We start from the raw sequence: 14825 nt of genomic DNA, 5'->3' as shown, positions 1-14825 counted from the left end.
TTGGAAGTTGTTCTAATTTTAGAGAGAGGGTTGTGAGGAACAAGATGAAAAGATCGTTGAAAGGCAAGCTGCTTGCCACCGTATTAGCGCTTAGTATGCTCCCGGTAGGCGGGATGGCTTATGCGGCAAGTTCTTCTTCTACTACGGTAGCCGTACTCGCGGATGCTTCGGCAACCGCAGGTACCTCAGGAACTGCAACTGGCGGAGTGCTCGACGAGAGCCAGGCGAAAATCTCGAAGGAAGAAGCGGTTGAGAAGTTTAGAAAGCTGTTCCCGGAATTAAAAGACGCGGAAGTCGAAAGCGTTGATCTTGGCAATCCGAATCAATATCCGCCAAGCCAAGAGATGATCTGGACCATTCAGTGGAGAATGGAAATCGAGAACGGTTCCTACGGCTTTGATTCGGCTATCGATGCCATTAACGGAGATATTGTTACGTATTATAATTCGCTCCCGAGAGAAGATTCGTTTTATCCGGCCAAAGTGTCCAAGACAGAAGCGGAGAAGATCGCCAAGCAGTTCATCACGGTTGCTTCGCCGTCCCTTAATACGGCAGACAAGCTTCAGCTTGTACCCGTCGATAGCGCGTACCCGCAAGCATTATTTGGCCCCGTGCAATATTCGTTTGCCTACCAAGTTCAAGTGAACGGCATTCCAACAGCCACCAGTCAAATTCAAGTTGTAGTTGACGGCAATGGGAAAATAACGGAATACCGCGGTTATGGCACTCGCAGAGATTATCCTTCTCCCGATACAACACTAACGGCAGCACAAGCGGCCGATAAAATGAAAAAAGACCTAAAGTTGCAGCTGGCCTATATTCCCGGTGCCGATTATTATAACAATCCATCGAAGTCTTCCGATTATCGTTTGGGCTACATAGCGGTTGGCGGGATTGGCCTAATTGATGCAAAAACGGGTAAATTCCTCAATGAGCAAGGAGAGGCCGTGGAATCTCTCGAGGCTACCGGCTATTCCGCCATCAGCTCCTCGGCCAAACCTTTCGAGCCTCATGCGGGAGGAGAATTGACGAAAGACGAAGCATTGGCCGTAGTAACTCCGCTTATTGGTTCAGACGCCAAAGAGGTTAATGCGCAAGTCAACAGCGGCAGTGACGGTCAAAAGACTTGGTCGGTCTGGAACAGCAATCCGTTCGGTGAACAGGTTCATGCTACGGTTGATGCGGCAACGGGACAACTGCTGCAGCTCTTTTCTTATACATCGGGTAATCCGGGTGCAGAAGAACAGCCAGCGGCGAAACCAGCCATCACAGAGGAACAAGCCAAAGCGAAAGCGCAGGATCTCGTAACTAAGCTGTATCCGAATGCTTCGGGCGACCTGAAGCTGATTAACCGTCCAGGAACCGTCACTTATAGTCCGGACACGGCTTATATGTATAGCTTCCAGCAGTTTTATAAAGGCAAGCCTGTACAACCGTCGTCCGTTCAGATTAACCTCGACGGAGACGGCAATTTGAAACAATATTATGTCACGGTCATGCCGAAGGATACACTCGGCAAGCTGGATTCCTTAACCGCGAAAATTACGGAAGAGGAAGCGCTTAAGAGGTATCGCGACGCGATTGGTGCCGAGCTGCAATACACGACGGTTGGTTCCAATTATGTAGAAGGAAAGCTTCAGGAGCCGCAAGTGAAACTTGTGTATTCGCCAAAGTTTGGCGATCTAGATAATTATGTCGTCTTAATCAACGCGATTAGCGGCAAGCTGGAGCAGCAATATTCCCTCTCGGGAACGCCGGAGGCTACAAGGGAACTCCCGGCCGACGCGAAGAAACATTGGGCATCCAAGTCGCTGCAAACCATGTTTGAATACGGCATATTGAAGCCGGAATCCGACGGGCTTCTCCATCCGGACCAAACCGTAAATAATGGGGACTGGATTAATTTGCTTATGAGCGGCTTTACGGGAGGACAAAGTTATATCACTCCTCAAGTGCAGCGTTTTGCCGACATTCCGGTCGATGGCCAATATGCCGCAGGCGTAGAGTATTTAGTGCAAAGAGGATTCCTCCAAGCTTCCCCAACGCAAAAGCTGCATCCTGAGCAAGCTTTAACCCGCGGCGAGTTGGCGGTGTGGCTGACCAGACTGCTGAAATACGACAAATTGTCCGAGTTCATGACAAACGATTCGGATGTGGCATCCTTAAAGGATGCCTCGCAAATTAAAAACAAAGGAGCCGTGAAGATTGCGATGAAGCTGGGCCTTCTCACGGCGGACAAAGGCAAATTCAACCCGAACGCTCCCGTTACCAAAGCGCAAATCAGCGTCGTTCTTCTAAGACTAGCTACCTTGCAGGATAAAGTCGATTCGCCAATCATGAATAGCCATTATTAATCAATCATTGAATCAAGGGCTGCCGGTTAACCGGCAGCTTTTTCTCGTAGGAGAAGCGTTAACCGCCGAATGCATCCCGGAACGCTCTCCGAAGTTGGGCGACGTCGACTTCCCATAGCTCGGCAATTTCAGCCGCAACATGTTCGTCCCACCAATCGGACAGCACTTTGCGGTTTTTTTCATTCTCGGCAATAAAGAGCAGGTTTACAATGACCTTTTTGTAATACAAGGTTTCGGCCTGTTCCATTTTCTCTTGCGATACCCATATCTTTAACCGTTTGACGGTTCGATACAATTCATTGCTGCAGGCGCGGCGGATCTTTCGCGCGGACGGCAGGCCGGACGCATGCTTCTGGGTAGTGGACTTCATCGTGAACCGACTCCTCTCTAACTCATAAATATGCGGATGAGAATGAGACGGTCACAGAGTTTAAGCGTATTACCGTTTGTTCATATGCGGAAGGACAAGGCATATAATAGGAGAGATGCGGTTGTGCTTTCCTCATATAGAAGATGCCCGACTTCAGTCGGGTGGATGCTGATCCGCTTCATATGGTAGAATACAGTCGAAGATTGCTATTATTTAGGATGGGGAAGGCGGGAAGCAATGGATTTGGTTAAGGATATTTTGCATGAAGTTTTATTATGGATTGAAAGCCTTGGTTATTTCGGCATATTAATTGGATTACTTATAGAGGTTATTCCTAGCGAGATCGTATTAGGTTACGGCGGATACTTAGTATCGGAAGGAAAAATATCATACTTCGGCGCGGTTATCTTCGGCATCCTTGGCGCGGTCGGGCAAAACTGGATTTTGTACGCGTTTGGAAGATTCGGCGGCCGCCCGCTGGTTGAGAAATACGGCAAATACATTAAGATCAAAACCAAACACGTAGATATTGCGGAGAACTGGTTCAAGAAATACGGAGCGGGTATCGTATTTACAGCCCGGTTCGTACCGGTTATGAGACAAGTAATCTCCATTCCGGCAGGGATGGCGAAGATGAACTTTACCCTGTTTACCCTGCTGACGGCGCTGGCTTCCATACCGTGGACGATATTATTCGTACATTTGGGCAAAACATTAGGTGAGAACTGGGAAGATATCGATCAGAAGGCCGCTCAATACGTGCAGCCGGCTATTCTAATTGCCATAGCTTTACTGATTGTTTATGTCGTATACAAATTTATTCGCGCCAAAGGCAAATCCGTATAAATCTAAATCGAGATAAGAAAGAGGGATGAACATGAACAGAAGCGTAGCAGACAAGTTGAATAAAGGCATCAGCCCGCGGCAGTTTGTTGAAGGAATGACCAAAAATCAGGAAGCTTTCCAGGGTTGGTACGATAAGTTCGAATGGGCAGACCAAAGCGACCGGGAATTTTTCGAATCGTTGAACAACCGAAGCGACCTGCGCGTCTTTATTTTGATGGCGGATTGGTGTGGCGACGTGGTTCGCAATATTCCGGTTGTATTCCGCGCCCTCGAGACTGGCGGCGTTCCGGTAGAAGTGCTCATTATGGAGGAGAACCTCGATACGATGGATCAATTCCTGACGATGGGCGGACGTTCCGTTCCGGTCGTCATTGTTACCGATGCGGAAGGTTCGGTCATTCACGGCACTTGGGGTCCAAGACCAACCTACGTGCAGGAACCGATGGTACAATTCAAGCAAGATAATCCGGATCGCGATGCTGCCGATTATCAAGAGAAGCTCGCCGAAACGCGGAAAGAAATTATGCGGCGTTACGGAGAAGGTACCGGCTATCAAGCATTAGTGGTGCAGGAACTCAGAGCATTAATAGAATCGATTTAAGGAATCGGATTGGAGTATTAGTATATGCGCATTGAAATGTTTACCCTTGGCCCGTTGCAAACGAATTGTTATTTATTGACCGAAAAAGACGAGCAGACTGGCTTGGAACGGGGCATTGTTATCGATCCCGGCATGGGACCCAAGCGGCTGCTGGACCGAATTGCCGGAATGACGATTGAAGCGATTCTGCTGACGCATGCCCATTTCGACCATATGGGCGGCGTGGAAGAAGTGCGGACCGCGGCGGGATGCCCGGTGTACATTCACGACCTTGAGGCGGATTGGCTGACGGATGCCAAGAAGAACGGCTCCATGAGATGGTCGGATGTGACTCCGCCGCTCACGACAGGCCCTGCGGAATATGCGCTGGATGAGGGACAGACGCTCGACCTCATCGGCCAGTCGTTTAAAGTATTGCATACGCCGGGTCATTCCCCCGGCAGCGTAAGTTTCTTATGCGGCAACGATATATTCTCGGGTGACGTTTTGTTTAAACAATCTGTCGGCAGGACAGATCTTCCCGGCGGTCGGGAACGCGACTTATATGATTCGATTCAGCGGAAGTTGTACAAGCTCCCGCCTGAAGTTAACGTTTATCCGGGACATGGTCCCAAAACAACGATTGGTTTTGAGCAAGCCAACAATCCTTATGTTAGATAAAGATCGTTAGATCACCGTTTCAACCGCAGGCTACATAGCCCGCGGTTTTTTCGTTTTCGCAATTCGCAAATATGGAAAAGCGGTTCCAAATCTGAGACAATACATTTATGGCATTTTTACAGTAGACAAGTTTGAAGGGAATTTGAAGGGACGGTGCAGTTGGTTGGCTGATACGAAGGTGAAGCAAGTGGAAGAGGAAGCGGCAAGCACGGGCAAGCGCACGGCGGGAGAGATTGCTGCCGAGAACGAGCAGATTATTAAAGGCATGGCAGCGCAGCTGTCGATCCCGATCACGAAGGTGAAAGCGGCAGTTGCTTTGCTTGACGAAGGCAATACGATTCCGTTTATCGCGCGTTACCGGAAAGAGATGACCGGCGAGCTGGACGAGAACGATCTCCGGGCGATTGAAGAACGGCTGCAATATATGCGCAATTTGGAAGACCGCAAACGGGAAGTGATTCGTCTCATTGACGAGCAAGGCAAGTTGACCGACGAGCTTCGAGGCTTAATTGGCGCAGCGGGCAAGCTGCAGGAAGTAGAGGATTTGTACCGTCCTTACCGGCAGAAGCGGAAGACCCGCGCCAGCGTGGCGAAGGAGCGGGGATTGGAACCGCTGGCTGCGTGGCTATGGGCACAACCCCGCCTTGGCGAGCCGCTTGCAGAAGCGGCGAAGTACATAAGCGAAGATAAAGGGGTAGCTACGGCTGAAGAAGCGTTGCAAGGCGCGATGGATATTCTGGCTGAGAATATCGCCGATGACGCGGCGATCCGTTCTTGGGTGCGCAAGCATACCTTTGATCAGGCCATGCTTCATACGGAAGCGAAAAACGCGGGTGCGGAATCCGTCTACGAGATGTACTACAGCTATCAGGAACCGGTCCGCAAGCTGCCGCCTCACCGCGTGCTAGCGATCAACCGCGGGGAGCGGGAGGATGTGCTTCGCGTAACGTTTGAACTGTCTACCGAGCGGATCCACGAGTTTGTTCAGCGCAAAGTGCTTCGCCAGCAGACGGCTGTTGCCGTGCGCGACGTACTGGTTGCCGTTATAGAAGATGCTTATAAGCGATTGATTGCACCGTCCATCGAACGGGAAGTTCGCGGCGAATTGACGGAGAAGGCGGAAGAACACGCCATTTCGATTTTCTCCGAGAATCTTCGTAACCTGCTGCTCCAGCCGCCGGTTAGGGGCAATGTTGTGCTTGGCGTCGATCCGGCTTACCGGACGGGCTGCAAGCTTGCGGTTATTGACGATACAGGCAAGCTGATGGAGGTAGCCGTTACGTATCCGACGCCTCCCAACAATAAAGTTGCCGAAGCGGAGAAGACCATCAACGGAATGATTGACCGCTATGCAGTCTCCCTTATTGTAATCGGCAACGGGACAGCCTCCCGCGAAACGGAGCAATTTATCGCCGGCCTGATCGGCAAACGCAAAGCGGCCGGACATTCCGAGCAGAAATATATTATTGTAAGCGAGGCTGGAGCGAGCGTCTATTCCGCTTCCAAGCTGGCGGCAGAAGAGTTCCCCGATCTTGACGTTGCGGAACGCAGCGCCGTCTCGATTGCCCGCCGCTTGCAGGATCCGCTAGCCGAGCTTGTGAAGATCGAGCCCAAAGCGATTGGCGTGGGGCAATATCAGCACGACGTCAGCCAGAAACGGCTTGATGAGAGCCTTGGCGGCGTTGTGGAATCGGCGGTTAACCATGTCGGGGTCGATGTGAATACGGCTTCTGCTTCGCTGCTCTCCTATGTAGCGGGAATTAACGCGACGATTGCCAAAAATATCGTCAAATACCGCGAAGAGAACGGCCGCTTCGCGAAGCGCGGACAACTTCAGAAGGTACCGCGGCTAGGCGCGAAATCCTACGAGCAGTGCATCGGTTTCCTACGTATCCCGGAAGCATCGAACCCGCTCGACCAAACGCCGATCCACCCGGAATCCTATGATGTGGTTGATAAGCTGTTTGCTGAACTTGGATTGAAGTCGAATCAGATCGGCACGGAAGAGATGAAGGGTAAGCTGGCGGGGATGGACCCGGCTGCGATTGCGCCTTCGCTTGGCGTTGGGGTGCCTACCTTGAAAGATATTATCGACAGCCTGCTCCGTCCGGGACGCGACCCGCGTGAGGAGTTGCCTCCGCCGATTTTCCATACTGACGTGTTGAACATTGAAGATCTTACGCCAGGCATGGAGCTGCAGGGAACGGTACGCAACGTTATTGATTTTGGTGCATTTATAGATATCGGCATCAAAAATGATGGCCTTGTCCACATCTCGCAAATGAGCGACAAGTTTGTGAAGCATCCGATGGATGTGGTATCGGTTGGCGATAATGTAACCGTATGGGTGCTTGGCGTAGATTTGAAGAAAGGCCGGGTTTCTCTTACCATGCGGAAACAGGCATAATTTTAAGCTTGCTGGCTGCTTGAACCGGGACCTATAATACAGATGTGCCTCTAAGATCCTACTAAGGAAGGAGAGGATGAACATCATGAGCCAATCCGATCATCAAATCGAGCGAGAACGATGCAGCAGCGCTCCCAACCATAAATGGTTTGGTTTGTCCCTTCAGGCTCTTGTGGTGTTGTCCCGCAAACCAAATGCTTGCACAAGCGCGGAACTTGCCGGTCATCTGAAGTCGGAAGCAACGATGCTGCGCCGGGTGCTTGCCAAGCTGGCGCGAGAGCAGCTGCTCGAGACGCGGGAAGGCCGCGACGGAGGTTACCGCTTGAAACGCACGCCGGAGTCGATTACGCTCGCTGACGTTTATTTGGCCTTGCGAGTGGGCGAACCTTTATGCAGCGGTATGCTGGATACGACAGGCATTCATGATTTCGGCCAAGAGATGCGTGTTGCTTTTATGGAGATAACCGACGAAGTGGAACAAAGAACGATTGAGGTGCTGAAACAAGTCACGATTGCCCAGCTTTCGGAACGGATCTGCACGCTCAAACGGATGGAACGGAATAATTAGAAATGACGGCGGAAAAAATAGTCACAGCAGCCCTGTTGACTTTCCGCCGTCTCGATTTTATACTGTTATCAAAACTGTTACAGATGCGAGCGTACTTACAGCGTAAAAAAGGCAATTAGATTTTTGTTATAACTGTGAATAATTAATCTCAGTTTAATCTGTGTTAGAATAATCACAGTCATTATCTATTAGGCCTTTTTTTGATTCTAACTGAGCAATCTGAGACACAGATAACCTAATTTGGAGGGAACTAACTATGGCTATTGAAACGCAAGTTGGAAAAGAATTTACCGAAGTACTGACATCCCGTCGCTCGGTCCGCCATTATGATTCGTCTTTTAAAATTTCGGATGAAGAGATCAAAGAAATTTTGGAGCTTGCAACAAAAGCCCCTTCTTCGGCTAATACGCAATCCTGGCGTTTCCTGGTCGTAACGGACCAAGAACTCAAAAATCAATTGCTTCCAATCGCAAACAATCAACAACAAGTGGCTGACGCTTCTGCCGTTGTTGTTATTCTTGGCGACCTTGAGTTCTACACGAAGCTTGGCGAGATCAACGGGGCAGCTGTCAAAGCCGGTTATATGACAGAAGAGATCGCTCAACGGTTCACTGATCATTATACGAACCTGTTCCCGTCCATTCCGAAAGAACGCGTGACGGAGATCGTTGCTTTTGATGCGGGTCTGGTTGCTATGCAAATCATGCTTGTGGCGAAATCCAAAGGCTATGATACGGTACCTATGGGCGGTTACGACCGCGACAAGCTGAAAGCCTTCTTCGAAATTCCGGAGCGTTACCTTCCGCTGCTTGTTCTTCCAATCGGCAAAGCGAAGGAAGAGGGCCGTCCGACCGTACGTCTTCCGCTTGAAGAGATCACGTTCTGGAACAGCGTGAAGTAAATGCCAAAAACTCCCGCAGCCATGAAGGCAGCGGGAGTTTTTTTATTTGTTCTAATGAAAGGTTATTTCGGGTACGTCATCGTTTTTGGCTGATTGTTTGTTGCGATAGAAATACCAGCATTCATTAAGCAGTTTGATCTGCCTAAGGTCTTTCTTCTGGAATGCACGCATCATTTGATTGCAGAGCCATTGTGGCATTCGTATCTTCTCCTTCCGCCCATACCTGATGTACTACTACAGTATGGGGGAGGGCGAATGTCCGTGCAGGTCCACTTTTACAGTTCTTCTTCGTACCACTGTTCAAGCTGGGCTTGCAAAGCGCGGATCTCGGTAAGAAGGGCAATCAGCGGATACGCGGATTCCTTCACGGCCGCAAATTCTTGTTCCAGTTCATTAATGTAATCAAGGCCGGAGACAATCCGGATCGAGCTGTCGTGCAGCTCGACGTTGTCGCATTCAGCGACCGCATAAGGCAGCTGAGGCACATGGTCGGCAGTCAGCTTGTCTATTTCTTTATGGAGGCGCAGGTTAAGCGCGCTGAGCTGATAAGCATGGGATTCCGGCATCTCAACAAAGAAGATAGTGCTATTGCCGTTCATAAGGACGTAACGCATCGTAGGCATTGTGAAAATTAACTCCCCTCGTAGGCCATCTATAATGATTGCTACTTGACAGTGTAGCGTATGATCGCTTTAAAATTCAAGTATTGGGGGAGAATACGATGACTATAAAAATGAATGACGATGAACTGCAGCGCTGGGTGGAACGCGTATCGCTCGAAAGTTTTGGACGACCTTTCCTTCATAAGGCCACTTTTAATGGCCGATTGAAAGCGACCGGCGGCCGATATTTTACGAAATCCCATCATATAGAGATCAGCCCTCATCAGCTTGAGGCGTTTGGCGCAGAAGAAACCGAAAAAATCATCAAGCATGAGTTGTGCCATTATCATCTCCATATAATGAAGAGAGGGTATCAGCACCGGGATGCGGATTTCAAAAAACTGCTCGCTTACGTGGGCGGATCACGCTATTGCCAGACGTTGCCGGAGAGGGCTGCAAAGGCGGCTGCGCCTTATAAATACAAGCTGGTTTGCCGCAGCTGCGGTACCGAGTATCCGCGCAAAAGAAGGCTTGATCCAGCCCGTTATGCATGCGGAAAATGCCGCGGAAAACTTTTTTTAAAAAACGCTTGACCTTATGAATTGCCCGTGATATATTATTACTTGTCGCCGCGGTGAACAAGCGGTTGAGACAAGCGAGAAACAAGTAAGAAACAAGTGTTTCAAGCATTCCCTGATAGCTCAGTTGGTAGAGCACTCGACTGTTAATCGAGTTGTCACAGGTTCGAGTCCTGTTCGGGGAGCCATGGAGAAGTACCCAAGTGGCTCAAGGGGACCCTCTGCTAAGGGGTTAGACTGCGTAAGTGGTGCGAGGGTTCGAATCCCTCCTTCTCCGCCATATTTTCTTGGTGGATATGTCGCTCGAGAGAGATGACGATAGGAACAAGGAATAAGTAAGGCCCGTTGGTCAAGGGGTTAAGACACCTCCCTTTCACGGAGGTAACAGGGGTTCGAATCCCCTACGGGTCACCATTTATCCTCAATGAGTGAAGCAAGCTCTCAAGAGTTCGTTTTACAACATGAGAGCCATTAGCTCAGTTGGTAGAGCACCTGACTTTTAATCAGGGTGTCGAAGGTTCGAGTCCTTCATGGCTCACCATTTTACTTTCTCCTCAAAGTAATAATGGTATGGAGGAAATTCAACATATGTGCGGTAGTGGTGGAATGGCAGACACGCTATCTTGAGGGGGTAGTGGGCGTACGCCCGTGGAGGTTCGAGTCCTCTCTACCGCACCATAACTTAACAGATTCAATCCCTTACGTCGGTAAGGGATTTTTTTGTGTTTCTGCTATAATGATATAGAATAAGCCATTTATATGGTAAGCTGCCGTGATAGGGATAGCTCGACAAGGAGTGAGAATCGCATGATTAAAGTACTTGTTGTAGATGACGAAGCGAGTATCTCGAGCGCGATCGCTTATGCTTTGCAACGCGAAGGATTTATAGTTGAGACGGCAGGTGACGGAATGGAGGCGCTTGAGAAAGTTGCTGCTTTCAATCCGGATGTTATGGTGCTTGACGTGATGATGCCGAAGATGAACGGCTACGAAGTTTGCCGGAAGCTGGAGGCGGGGAACAAACCGGCCATTATGCTGCTTACCGTTAAAAACGATATTGTAGATAAAGTACTCGGACTCGAGCTTGGCGCCGATGATTATATGACCAAACCGTTTGATATCCGGGAAGTTGTTGCCCGCGTGAAGGCTCTTCACAGACGGCGCCAGATTGAATCGCCGGTACAGGATGCGGATAAAGAGGGCAGATTGGAGCTTGGCGGAATTACGATTGAATTGTTAAGCCGTACGGTCAAAGTTGACGGAGAGTCGCTGGACCTTACTCCGAAGGAATTCGATCTGCTGGCGCTGCTTGCCAAGCACCCCGACCGGGTATATTCCAGGGAGGCGTTGCTTGAGCAGGTGTGGGAGATGGATTTTGCAGGCGGTACCCGTACCGTGGACATTCATGTTCAAAGATTACGCAAGAAGCTTGGCGAGTCGCAGGGATACATACAAACGGTTTACGGGATCGGCTATAAAAGCATGAGGACAAACGGATGAACCGGGTTGCCGGTTCCCGGCAAAAGTTAAAAATCGGATTAAAGGGCAAAATCACCGTTTTCCTTGCTTTGTTGCTCGCATTTGTAGTCGTGTTGCTAAGCATGCTGGTGCTTGCGGGTATCCGCGAGGATCAGCAAAGGCGGATGGAGCAAAGCTTCTCTCAATTGGCGAGTTCGGCGAATCTTCGCGTACGCGAAGAGTATTTGACCGGTGAGCGCGTATCGCCGGATGAATTTATGGAGCATAACGGTCAGAGCCTAGCCGTAGATCTTGGCGGTCAGAGCGGAATGGCCGTTACGCTATACAGCGCCGACGGGGTATTTGCCGGTACCTCTCTGCCGGTGCAGCCGCTGACCGATGTGAAGGAGGCGCTCGCCCATACCTCCAAAGGTCAAGAGGCTTATATTACGCTAGGCAATCAGGTGCTGTATTTGGCACCGCTCTATAATGCCGATCAATTTCTGGGCAGCGTCCAGTTCCATGGTTCGCTCCAAGAACAGGAAATGTTTTACCGGCATATTCGAAGCTTGTTTATCGGGACGGGGGCTGCCGTGTTGGCGGTTGGCCTCTTGCTTGGTTATTTGTACGTCTGGAGGCAATCGTTTATCCTTGGCAAGCTGAATCAGGCAGCCAAAGATATTGGAGAAGGCCGTTACCTGGACAAGCCGCCTGTCCGCAGGCGGGATGAGATCGGCGAGCTCGCGGAAGGTATTTATGATATGAGCGGCAGCATCTCTTCCTATGTTGACGAATTAAACGAAGAAAAGCAGAAGTTGCTCACGGCAATCAAGCGGCTGCAGGAGTTGGAGCAGCAGCAGAAGCAGTTCATCGGCAATATTAGCCATGAACTCAAAACGCCTTTAACTTCTATTTTGGCCTATTCGGATTTGCTTGGCATGTATAGCGATGACCCGGTTTTACTGCAAAATGCGCGTACCCAGATCAGCAAGGAAGCGGAACGTCTGTATGCGCTCATCGAGAAGGCGCTTCAGCTCTCTTCGATGGATATTTACGACTTCGAGACGCATGCCGCACATTTCCAAGTAAAACCGCTGCTCGAGGAGGGTTTAAGCCGCCTACGAATCAAAGCTGAAAAACAAAGGATTTCGCTTTCTGCCAATCTGAAGGAAGACCTCGTATGGGCGGATCCGGATAATCTGATGCACATGGTTACGAATTTGCTTAGCAATGCGATTAAATATAACCGCCCCGGAGGATGGGTTCGGCTGTCCAACCGTTCGGAGACGGAGGCCACCGGTGAACGGCGCGTCATTATTGAAGTTGCGGACAGCGGCATCGGCGTACCGGAAGAGCTCCGGAATAGGATCTTTGACCCGTTCTTTACCGTTAGCGATGACCGGTCGAGGGAAACCGGCGGAACCGGGCTCGGTTTAGCTTTGGTCAGGAGTTTGGCCGAGAAGCAGCATGGCACAGTCAACTTAGTCGAATCGGGACCTAAGGGGTCCACATTCGTTATTTCCCTACCCGGTGAACCTATAGCCATAGAGCCGCAAGAAGAGTAAACAACAAGCCTGGACATAACGTGATCCGGGCTGTTATTTATATTGGGCATTCTAATAAAAAGTTGTTACAACTTGGATACAATTCAGATATGTTTTCGACATAGAGGCCTTATATACTAAGGGGAAAACGGGTATACATCCGGGGGGATGAACGATGAAACAGATCATTAAATTAGGCACCGTGTTGTCGCTCGCAGCTGCTCTAGCTGCTTGTTCCTCTGTTCAGGGCGGGAACCAAGCTAATAATAATACAAATAAACACGGGGAATTAACGGTTGTAAAAAGCCCAGAGCAGAAACCCAACCAAGATATTATGGTGCAAAGAATACATCGCTTCGAAGGAGCGAGCATGGATAAATGGCTATCCGATGATCAAGTTCAGCTTATGTACACCAAGCTTGTCAAAGAGGCTACAGCTACGGAAGAAGCGCAGTTCGAGTACACCACCATGGATGTGGATTTAAGCAACAACGATCAGAAAGCGGCTGCCGAACCGGTGAAAAAGGTAGTAACAGTCGAGAAAGAGCAGCCGTCGCCGGATGGCAAGTATGTATTCGTTCAGCAATGGAAGGACAAATATTCGGCTCGCAACTATATGAAAGAAGTCAGCACCGGGACGATGTCCGAGATTAAGGGCGACAACTACTTGGAGAGCGGCGGCTGGCTGAACGAAACGACGTACATTCTTGCAGCAGGTTCGATGAGCGGGCATGGTGACATCCGCCAAATTCAGGTAGACGGCAGCGTTACGCTTCTGAATCTTGATGACCCGGCACTCGGGGATCAGCCGTTTGTGAATTTTGGAGTTGGCCAAGGACGTATCTATTACACGGACAATAACCAGACTTTAAAACAGTTTGCGCCTGGTAATCCTAACCCATCCGAGCTGGTCAAACAGGCATTGACGTTCCAAGTATCGCCGGATGGCAAACATCTCGCGGTCGAAATCCAGAAGCAAGCCGGGAAAGCAGGCAGCGAGCTTCGGATTTTTGATTCGAACGGAAGCGCGGAAGGGCTCTCCATTGCCAAAGGCGATTTGATTCCGTACAGCGCTTGGTCGCCGGATTCCTCTAAGCTGGCGGTAGCGGTATATACCGAGAATCAGAGCGGGATGAACGGGGTTTATATTTTTGATTCCGCAACCGGCAAAGTGTCGCCGATTGGCCCGAGCTATTTTCCGCAATATCCGTTAAGCTGGAATCCTTCGGGGACGCGGCTTGGCGTTACGGTCGCCGGCAAGGACGATCTGCCCGTCACCCATATTATTGATTTCCAGTAGCGCCATTATATAATAGGAGTAGTGCGTCAAACGGGGAGGATGGGCTATGGAGCGGCAAGAACAGCTTATAGCGGTTGTCAGGGATTTGTTCAACAAGCTGGCTTGGCTTAATAAGTTTAAGATGGAAGATAGCCTGAAGGGGCATACGCCTTCTGAAGTGCATGCCATCGAATACATCGGCAAACATGCGGATTCCAACGTGACCAAACTTGCGGAATCCTTCTATATGACAAGAAGCGCCATCAGTAAAATGACCAAGAAGCTGCTGGAAAAGGAACTCATTGAAAGCTATCAGAAGGATGGCAACAAGAAAGAAATTTATTTCAGGCTTACGGAGCAAGGCAATGCCGTTAATCAAATCCATGAGGATTTGCACGAAGAGTTCCGGAAGCGGGATCAAGCCGTGTTTGAGCAGATCACGAAGGAACAATTCGACGGCATGATCAGCTTGATGGAACGGTATAGCCGGCATTTGGATGCGGAAATCAAGCAACAAGGCATAGATGCGAAATCGGAATAATGAAAAGTTGTAACGATAGGCGGCCCGGCTCTAATGGAGAAGGGGCTGCTTTTTTATTGTTCAATTTTTGTTGACTAGGAAACAAAATGGCGTTATGATGATTGTTGACCAGGAAA

General features: G+C 49.8%; 15 protein-coding genes and 5 tRNA genes. 17 read left to right on the top strand and 3 right to left on the bottom strand.

Features of this window, described 5'->3' with window-relative positions; all coding sequences use genetic code 11:
• The first annotated feature begins 44 nt into the window (after window positions 1-44).
• On the top strand, window positions 45-2354 hold the full coding sequence (locus QQK89_RS01740; protein WP_284236687.1) for a YcdB/YcdC domain-containing protein: 2310 nt from the start codon (window positions 45-47) through the stop codon (window positions 2352-2354).
• Between the two features lie 58 nt (window positions 2355-2412).
• On the opposite strand, the gene QQK89_RS01735 is transcribed toward QQK89_RS01740, so the two are convergent.
• Window positions 2413-2724 carry a dehydrogenase gene (locus QQK89_RS01735; RefSeq protein WP_284236686.1) on the bottom strand — a complete coding sequence of 104 codons (312 nt, stop codon included), beginning with the start codon at window positions 2722-2724 and terminating at the stop codon, window positions 2413-2415.
• 237 nt (window positions 2725-2961) lie between these two features.
• Between QQK89_RS01735 and QQK89_RS01730 the strand changes: the two genes are divergently transcribed.
• From QQK89_RS01730 to QQK89_RS01705, 6 genes are all read left to right on the top strand, one after another.
• The gene (locus tag QQK89_RS01730) at window positions 2962-3570 is read left to right on the top strand and encodes a DedA family protein (protein ID WP_284236685.1); all 609 of its coding nucleotides are present in this window, start codon (window positions 2962-2964) and stop codon (window positions 3568-3570) included.
• A 31-nt stretch (window positions 3571-3601) separates the two neighbouring features.
• Window positions 3602-4171, top strand: coding sequence for a thioredoxin family protein (locus tag QQK89_RS01725; RefSeq protein WP_284236684.1), 570 nt, complete (start codon window positions 3602-3604; stop codon window positions 4169-4171).
• Between the two features lie 24 nt (window positions 4172-4195).
• Window positions 4196-4831: an MBL fold metallo-hydrolase gene (locus tag QQK89_RS01720; protein ID WP_284236683.1), complete on the top strand. Its 636-nt coding sequence runs from the start codon at window positions 4196-4198 to the stop codon at window positions 4829-4831.
• 265 nt (window positions 4832-5096) lie between these two features.
• Complete coding sequence (locus tag QQK89_RS01715) at window positions 5097-7238, top strand: Tex family protein (protein WP_284236939.1); 2142 nt, start codon at window positions 5097-5099, stop codon at window positions 7236-7238.
• Between the two features lie 85 nt (window positions 7239-7323).
• A complete protein-coding gene (locus QQK89_RS01710) occupies window positions 7324-7806 on the top strand; it encodes an Rrf2 family transcriptional regulator (protein ID WP_349816705.1) in 483 nt (160 codons plus the stop codon).
• A 256-nt stretch (window positions 7807-8062) separates the two neighbouring features.
• Complete coding sequence (locus QQK89_RS01705) at window positions 8063-8707, top strand: nitroreductase family protein (RefSeq protein ID WP_284236681.1); 645 nt, start codon at window positions 8063-8065, stop codon at window positions 8705-8707.
• 51 nt (window positions 8708-8758) lie between these two features.
• Here QQK89_RS01705 and cmpA read toward each other — a convergent pair whose 3' ends face one another.
• Both cmpA and QQK89_RS01695 read right to left on the bottom strand, forming a co-directional pair.
• Entirely contained in the window at window positions 8759-8905 is a 147-nt protein-coding gene (gene cmpA / locus QQK89_RS01700) for a cortex morphogenetic protein CmpA (protein ID WP_284236680.1), read from the bottom strand.
• A 77-nt stretch (window positions 8906-8982) separates the two neighbouring features.
• On the bottom strand, window positions 8983-9330 hold the full coding sequence (locus QQK89_RS01695) for a hydrolase/acyltransferase (RefSeq protein ID WP_284236678.1): 348 nt from the start codon (window positions 9328-9330) through the stop codon (window positions 8983-8985).
• A gap of 98 nt (window positions 9331-9428) precedes the next feature.
• Between QQK89_RS01695 and QQK89_RS01690 the strand changes: the two genes are divergently transcribed.
• The 10 genes from QQK89_RS01690 (at window position 9429) to QQK89_RS01645 (ending at window position 14709) form a co-directional block, all read left to right on the top strand.
• Entirely contained in the window at window positions 9429-9902 is a 474-nt protein-coding gene (locus QQK89_RS01690; protein ID WP_434481616.1) for a SprT family protein, read from the top strand.
• Between the two features lie 97 nt (window positions 9903-9999).
• Window positions 10000-10075: transfer RNA gene (locus QQK89_RS01685), tRNA-Asn, on the top strand.
• A 1-nt stretch (window position 10076) separates the two neighbouring features.
• A tRNA-Ser gene (locus QQK89_RS01680) sits at window positions 10077-10167 on the top strand.
• Window positions 10168-10226: 59 nt separating this feature from the next.
• Window positions 10227-10301, top strand: a tRNA-Glu gene (locus QQK89_RS01675).
• Window positions 10302-10352: 51 nt separating this feature from the next.
• A tRNA-Lys gene (locus tag QQK89_RS01670) sits at window positions 10353-10428 on the top strand.
• Window positions 10429-10479: 51 nt separating this feature from the next.
• A tRNA-Leu gene (locus QQK89_RS01665) sits at window positions 10480-10565 on the top strand.
• 129 nt (window positions 10566-10694) lie between these two features.
• Window positions 10695-11387, top strand: a complete 693-nt coding sequence (locus QQK89_RS01660) for a response regulator transcription factor (RefSeq protein ID WP_284236677.1) — start codon at window positions 10695-10697, stop codon at window positions 11385-11387.
• Window positions 11384-12910, top strand: a complete 1527-nt coding sequence (locus QQK89_RS01655) for a sensor histidine kinase (RefSeq protein ID WP_284236676.1) — start codon at window positions 11384-11386, stop codon at window positions 12908-12910. The genes QQK89_RS01660 and QQK89_RS01655 overlap by 4 nt, the downstream gene beginning before the upstream one ends.
• 154 nt (window positions 12911-13064) lie before the next feature.
• Window positions 13065-14189 carry a hypothetical protein gene (locus QQK89_RS01650; protein WP_284236675.1) on the top strand — a complete coding sequence of 375 codons (1125 nt, stop codon included), beginning with the start codon at window positions 13065-13067 and terminating at the stop codon, window positions 14187-14189.
• Window positions 14190-14235: 46 nt separating this feature from the next.
• Window positions 14236-14709 carry a MarR family transcriptional regulator gene (locus tag QQK89_RS01645; protein WP_284236674.1) on the top strand — a complete coding sequence of 158 codons (474 nt, stop codon included), beginning with the start codon at window positions 14236-14238 and terminating at the stop codon, window positions 14707-14709.
• The last annotated feature ends 116 nt before the right edge of the window (window positions 14710-14825 follow it).

The sequence above is a fragment of the Paenibacillus glycanilyticus genome, assembly GCF_030161375.1.
In the GTDB taxonomy this organism is placed as follows: Bacteria; Bacillota; Bacilli; order Paenibacillales; family Paenibacillaceae; genus Pristimantibacillus; species Pristimantibacillus glycanilyticus_B.
Note: the sequence above shows the minus strand (reverse complement) of the source record. Positions and strands in the feature narration are given on the sequence as shown.

Coding starts and splice junctions, on each gene's coding strand:
- QQK89_RS01740 (WP_284236687.1), top strand. CDS start 45: ATGAAAAGATCGTTGAAAGGCAAGCTGCTTGCCACCGTATTAGCGCTT.
- QQK89_RS01735 (WP_284236686.1), bottom strand. CDS start 2,724: ATGAAGTCCACTACCCAGAAGCATGCGTCCGGCCTGCCGTCCGCGCGA.
- QQK89_RS01730 (WP_284236685.1), top strand. CDS start 2,962: ATGGATTTGGTTAAGGATATTTTGCATGAAGTTTTATTATGGATTGAA.
- QQK89_RS01725 (WP_284236684.1), top strand. CDS start 3,602: ATGAACAGAAGCGTAGCAGACAAGTTGAATAAAGGCATCAGCCCGCGG.
- QQK89_RS01720 (WP_284236683.1), top strand. CDS start 4,196: ATGCGCATTGAAATGTTTACCCTTGGCCCGTTGCAAACGAATTGTTAT.
- QQK89_RS01715 (WP_284236939.1), top strand. CDS start 5,097: ATGGCAGCGCAGCTGTCGATCCCGATCACGAAGGTGAAAGCGGCAGTT.
- QQK89_RS01710 (WP_349816705.1), top strand. CDS start 7,324: ATGAGCCAATCCGATCATCAAATCGAGCGAGAACGATGCAGCAGCGCT.
- QQK89_RS01705 (WP_284236681.1), top strand. CDS start 8,063: ATGGCTATTGAAACGCAAGTTGGAAAAGAATTTACCGAAGTACTGACA.
- cmpA (WP_284236680.1), bottom strand. CDS start 8,905: ATGCCACAATGGCTCTGCAATCAAATGATGCGTGCATTCCAGAAGAAA.
- QQK89_RS01695 (WP_284236678.1), bottom strand. CDS start 9,330: ATGCCTACGATGCGTTACGTCCTTATGAACGGCAATAGCACTATCTTC.
- QQK89_RS01690 (WP_434481616.1), top strand. CDS start 9,429: ATGACTATAAAAATGAATGACGATGAACTGCAGCGCTGGGTGGAACGC.
- QQK89_RS01660 (WP_284236677.1), top strand. CDS start 10,695: ATGATTAAAGTACTTGTTGTAGATGACGAAGCGAGTATCTCGAGCGCG.
- QQK89_RS01655 (WP_284236676.1), top strand. CDS start 11,384: ATGAACCGGGTTGCCGGTTCCCGGCAAAAGTTAAAAATCGGATTAAAG.
- QQK89_RS01650 (WP_284236675.1), top strand. CDS start 13,065: ATGAAACAGATCATTAAATTAGGCACCGTGTTGTCGCTCGCAGCTGCT.
- QQK89_RS01645 (WP_284236674.1), top strand. CDS start 14,236: ATGGAGCGGCAAGAACAGCTTATAGCGGTTGTCAGGGATTTGTTCAAC.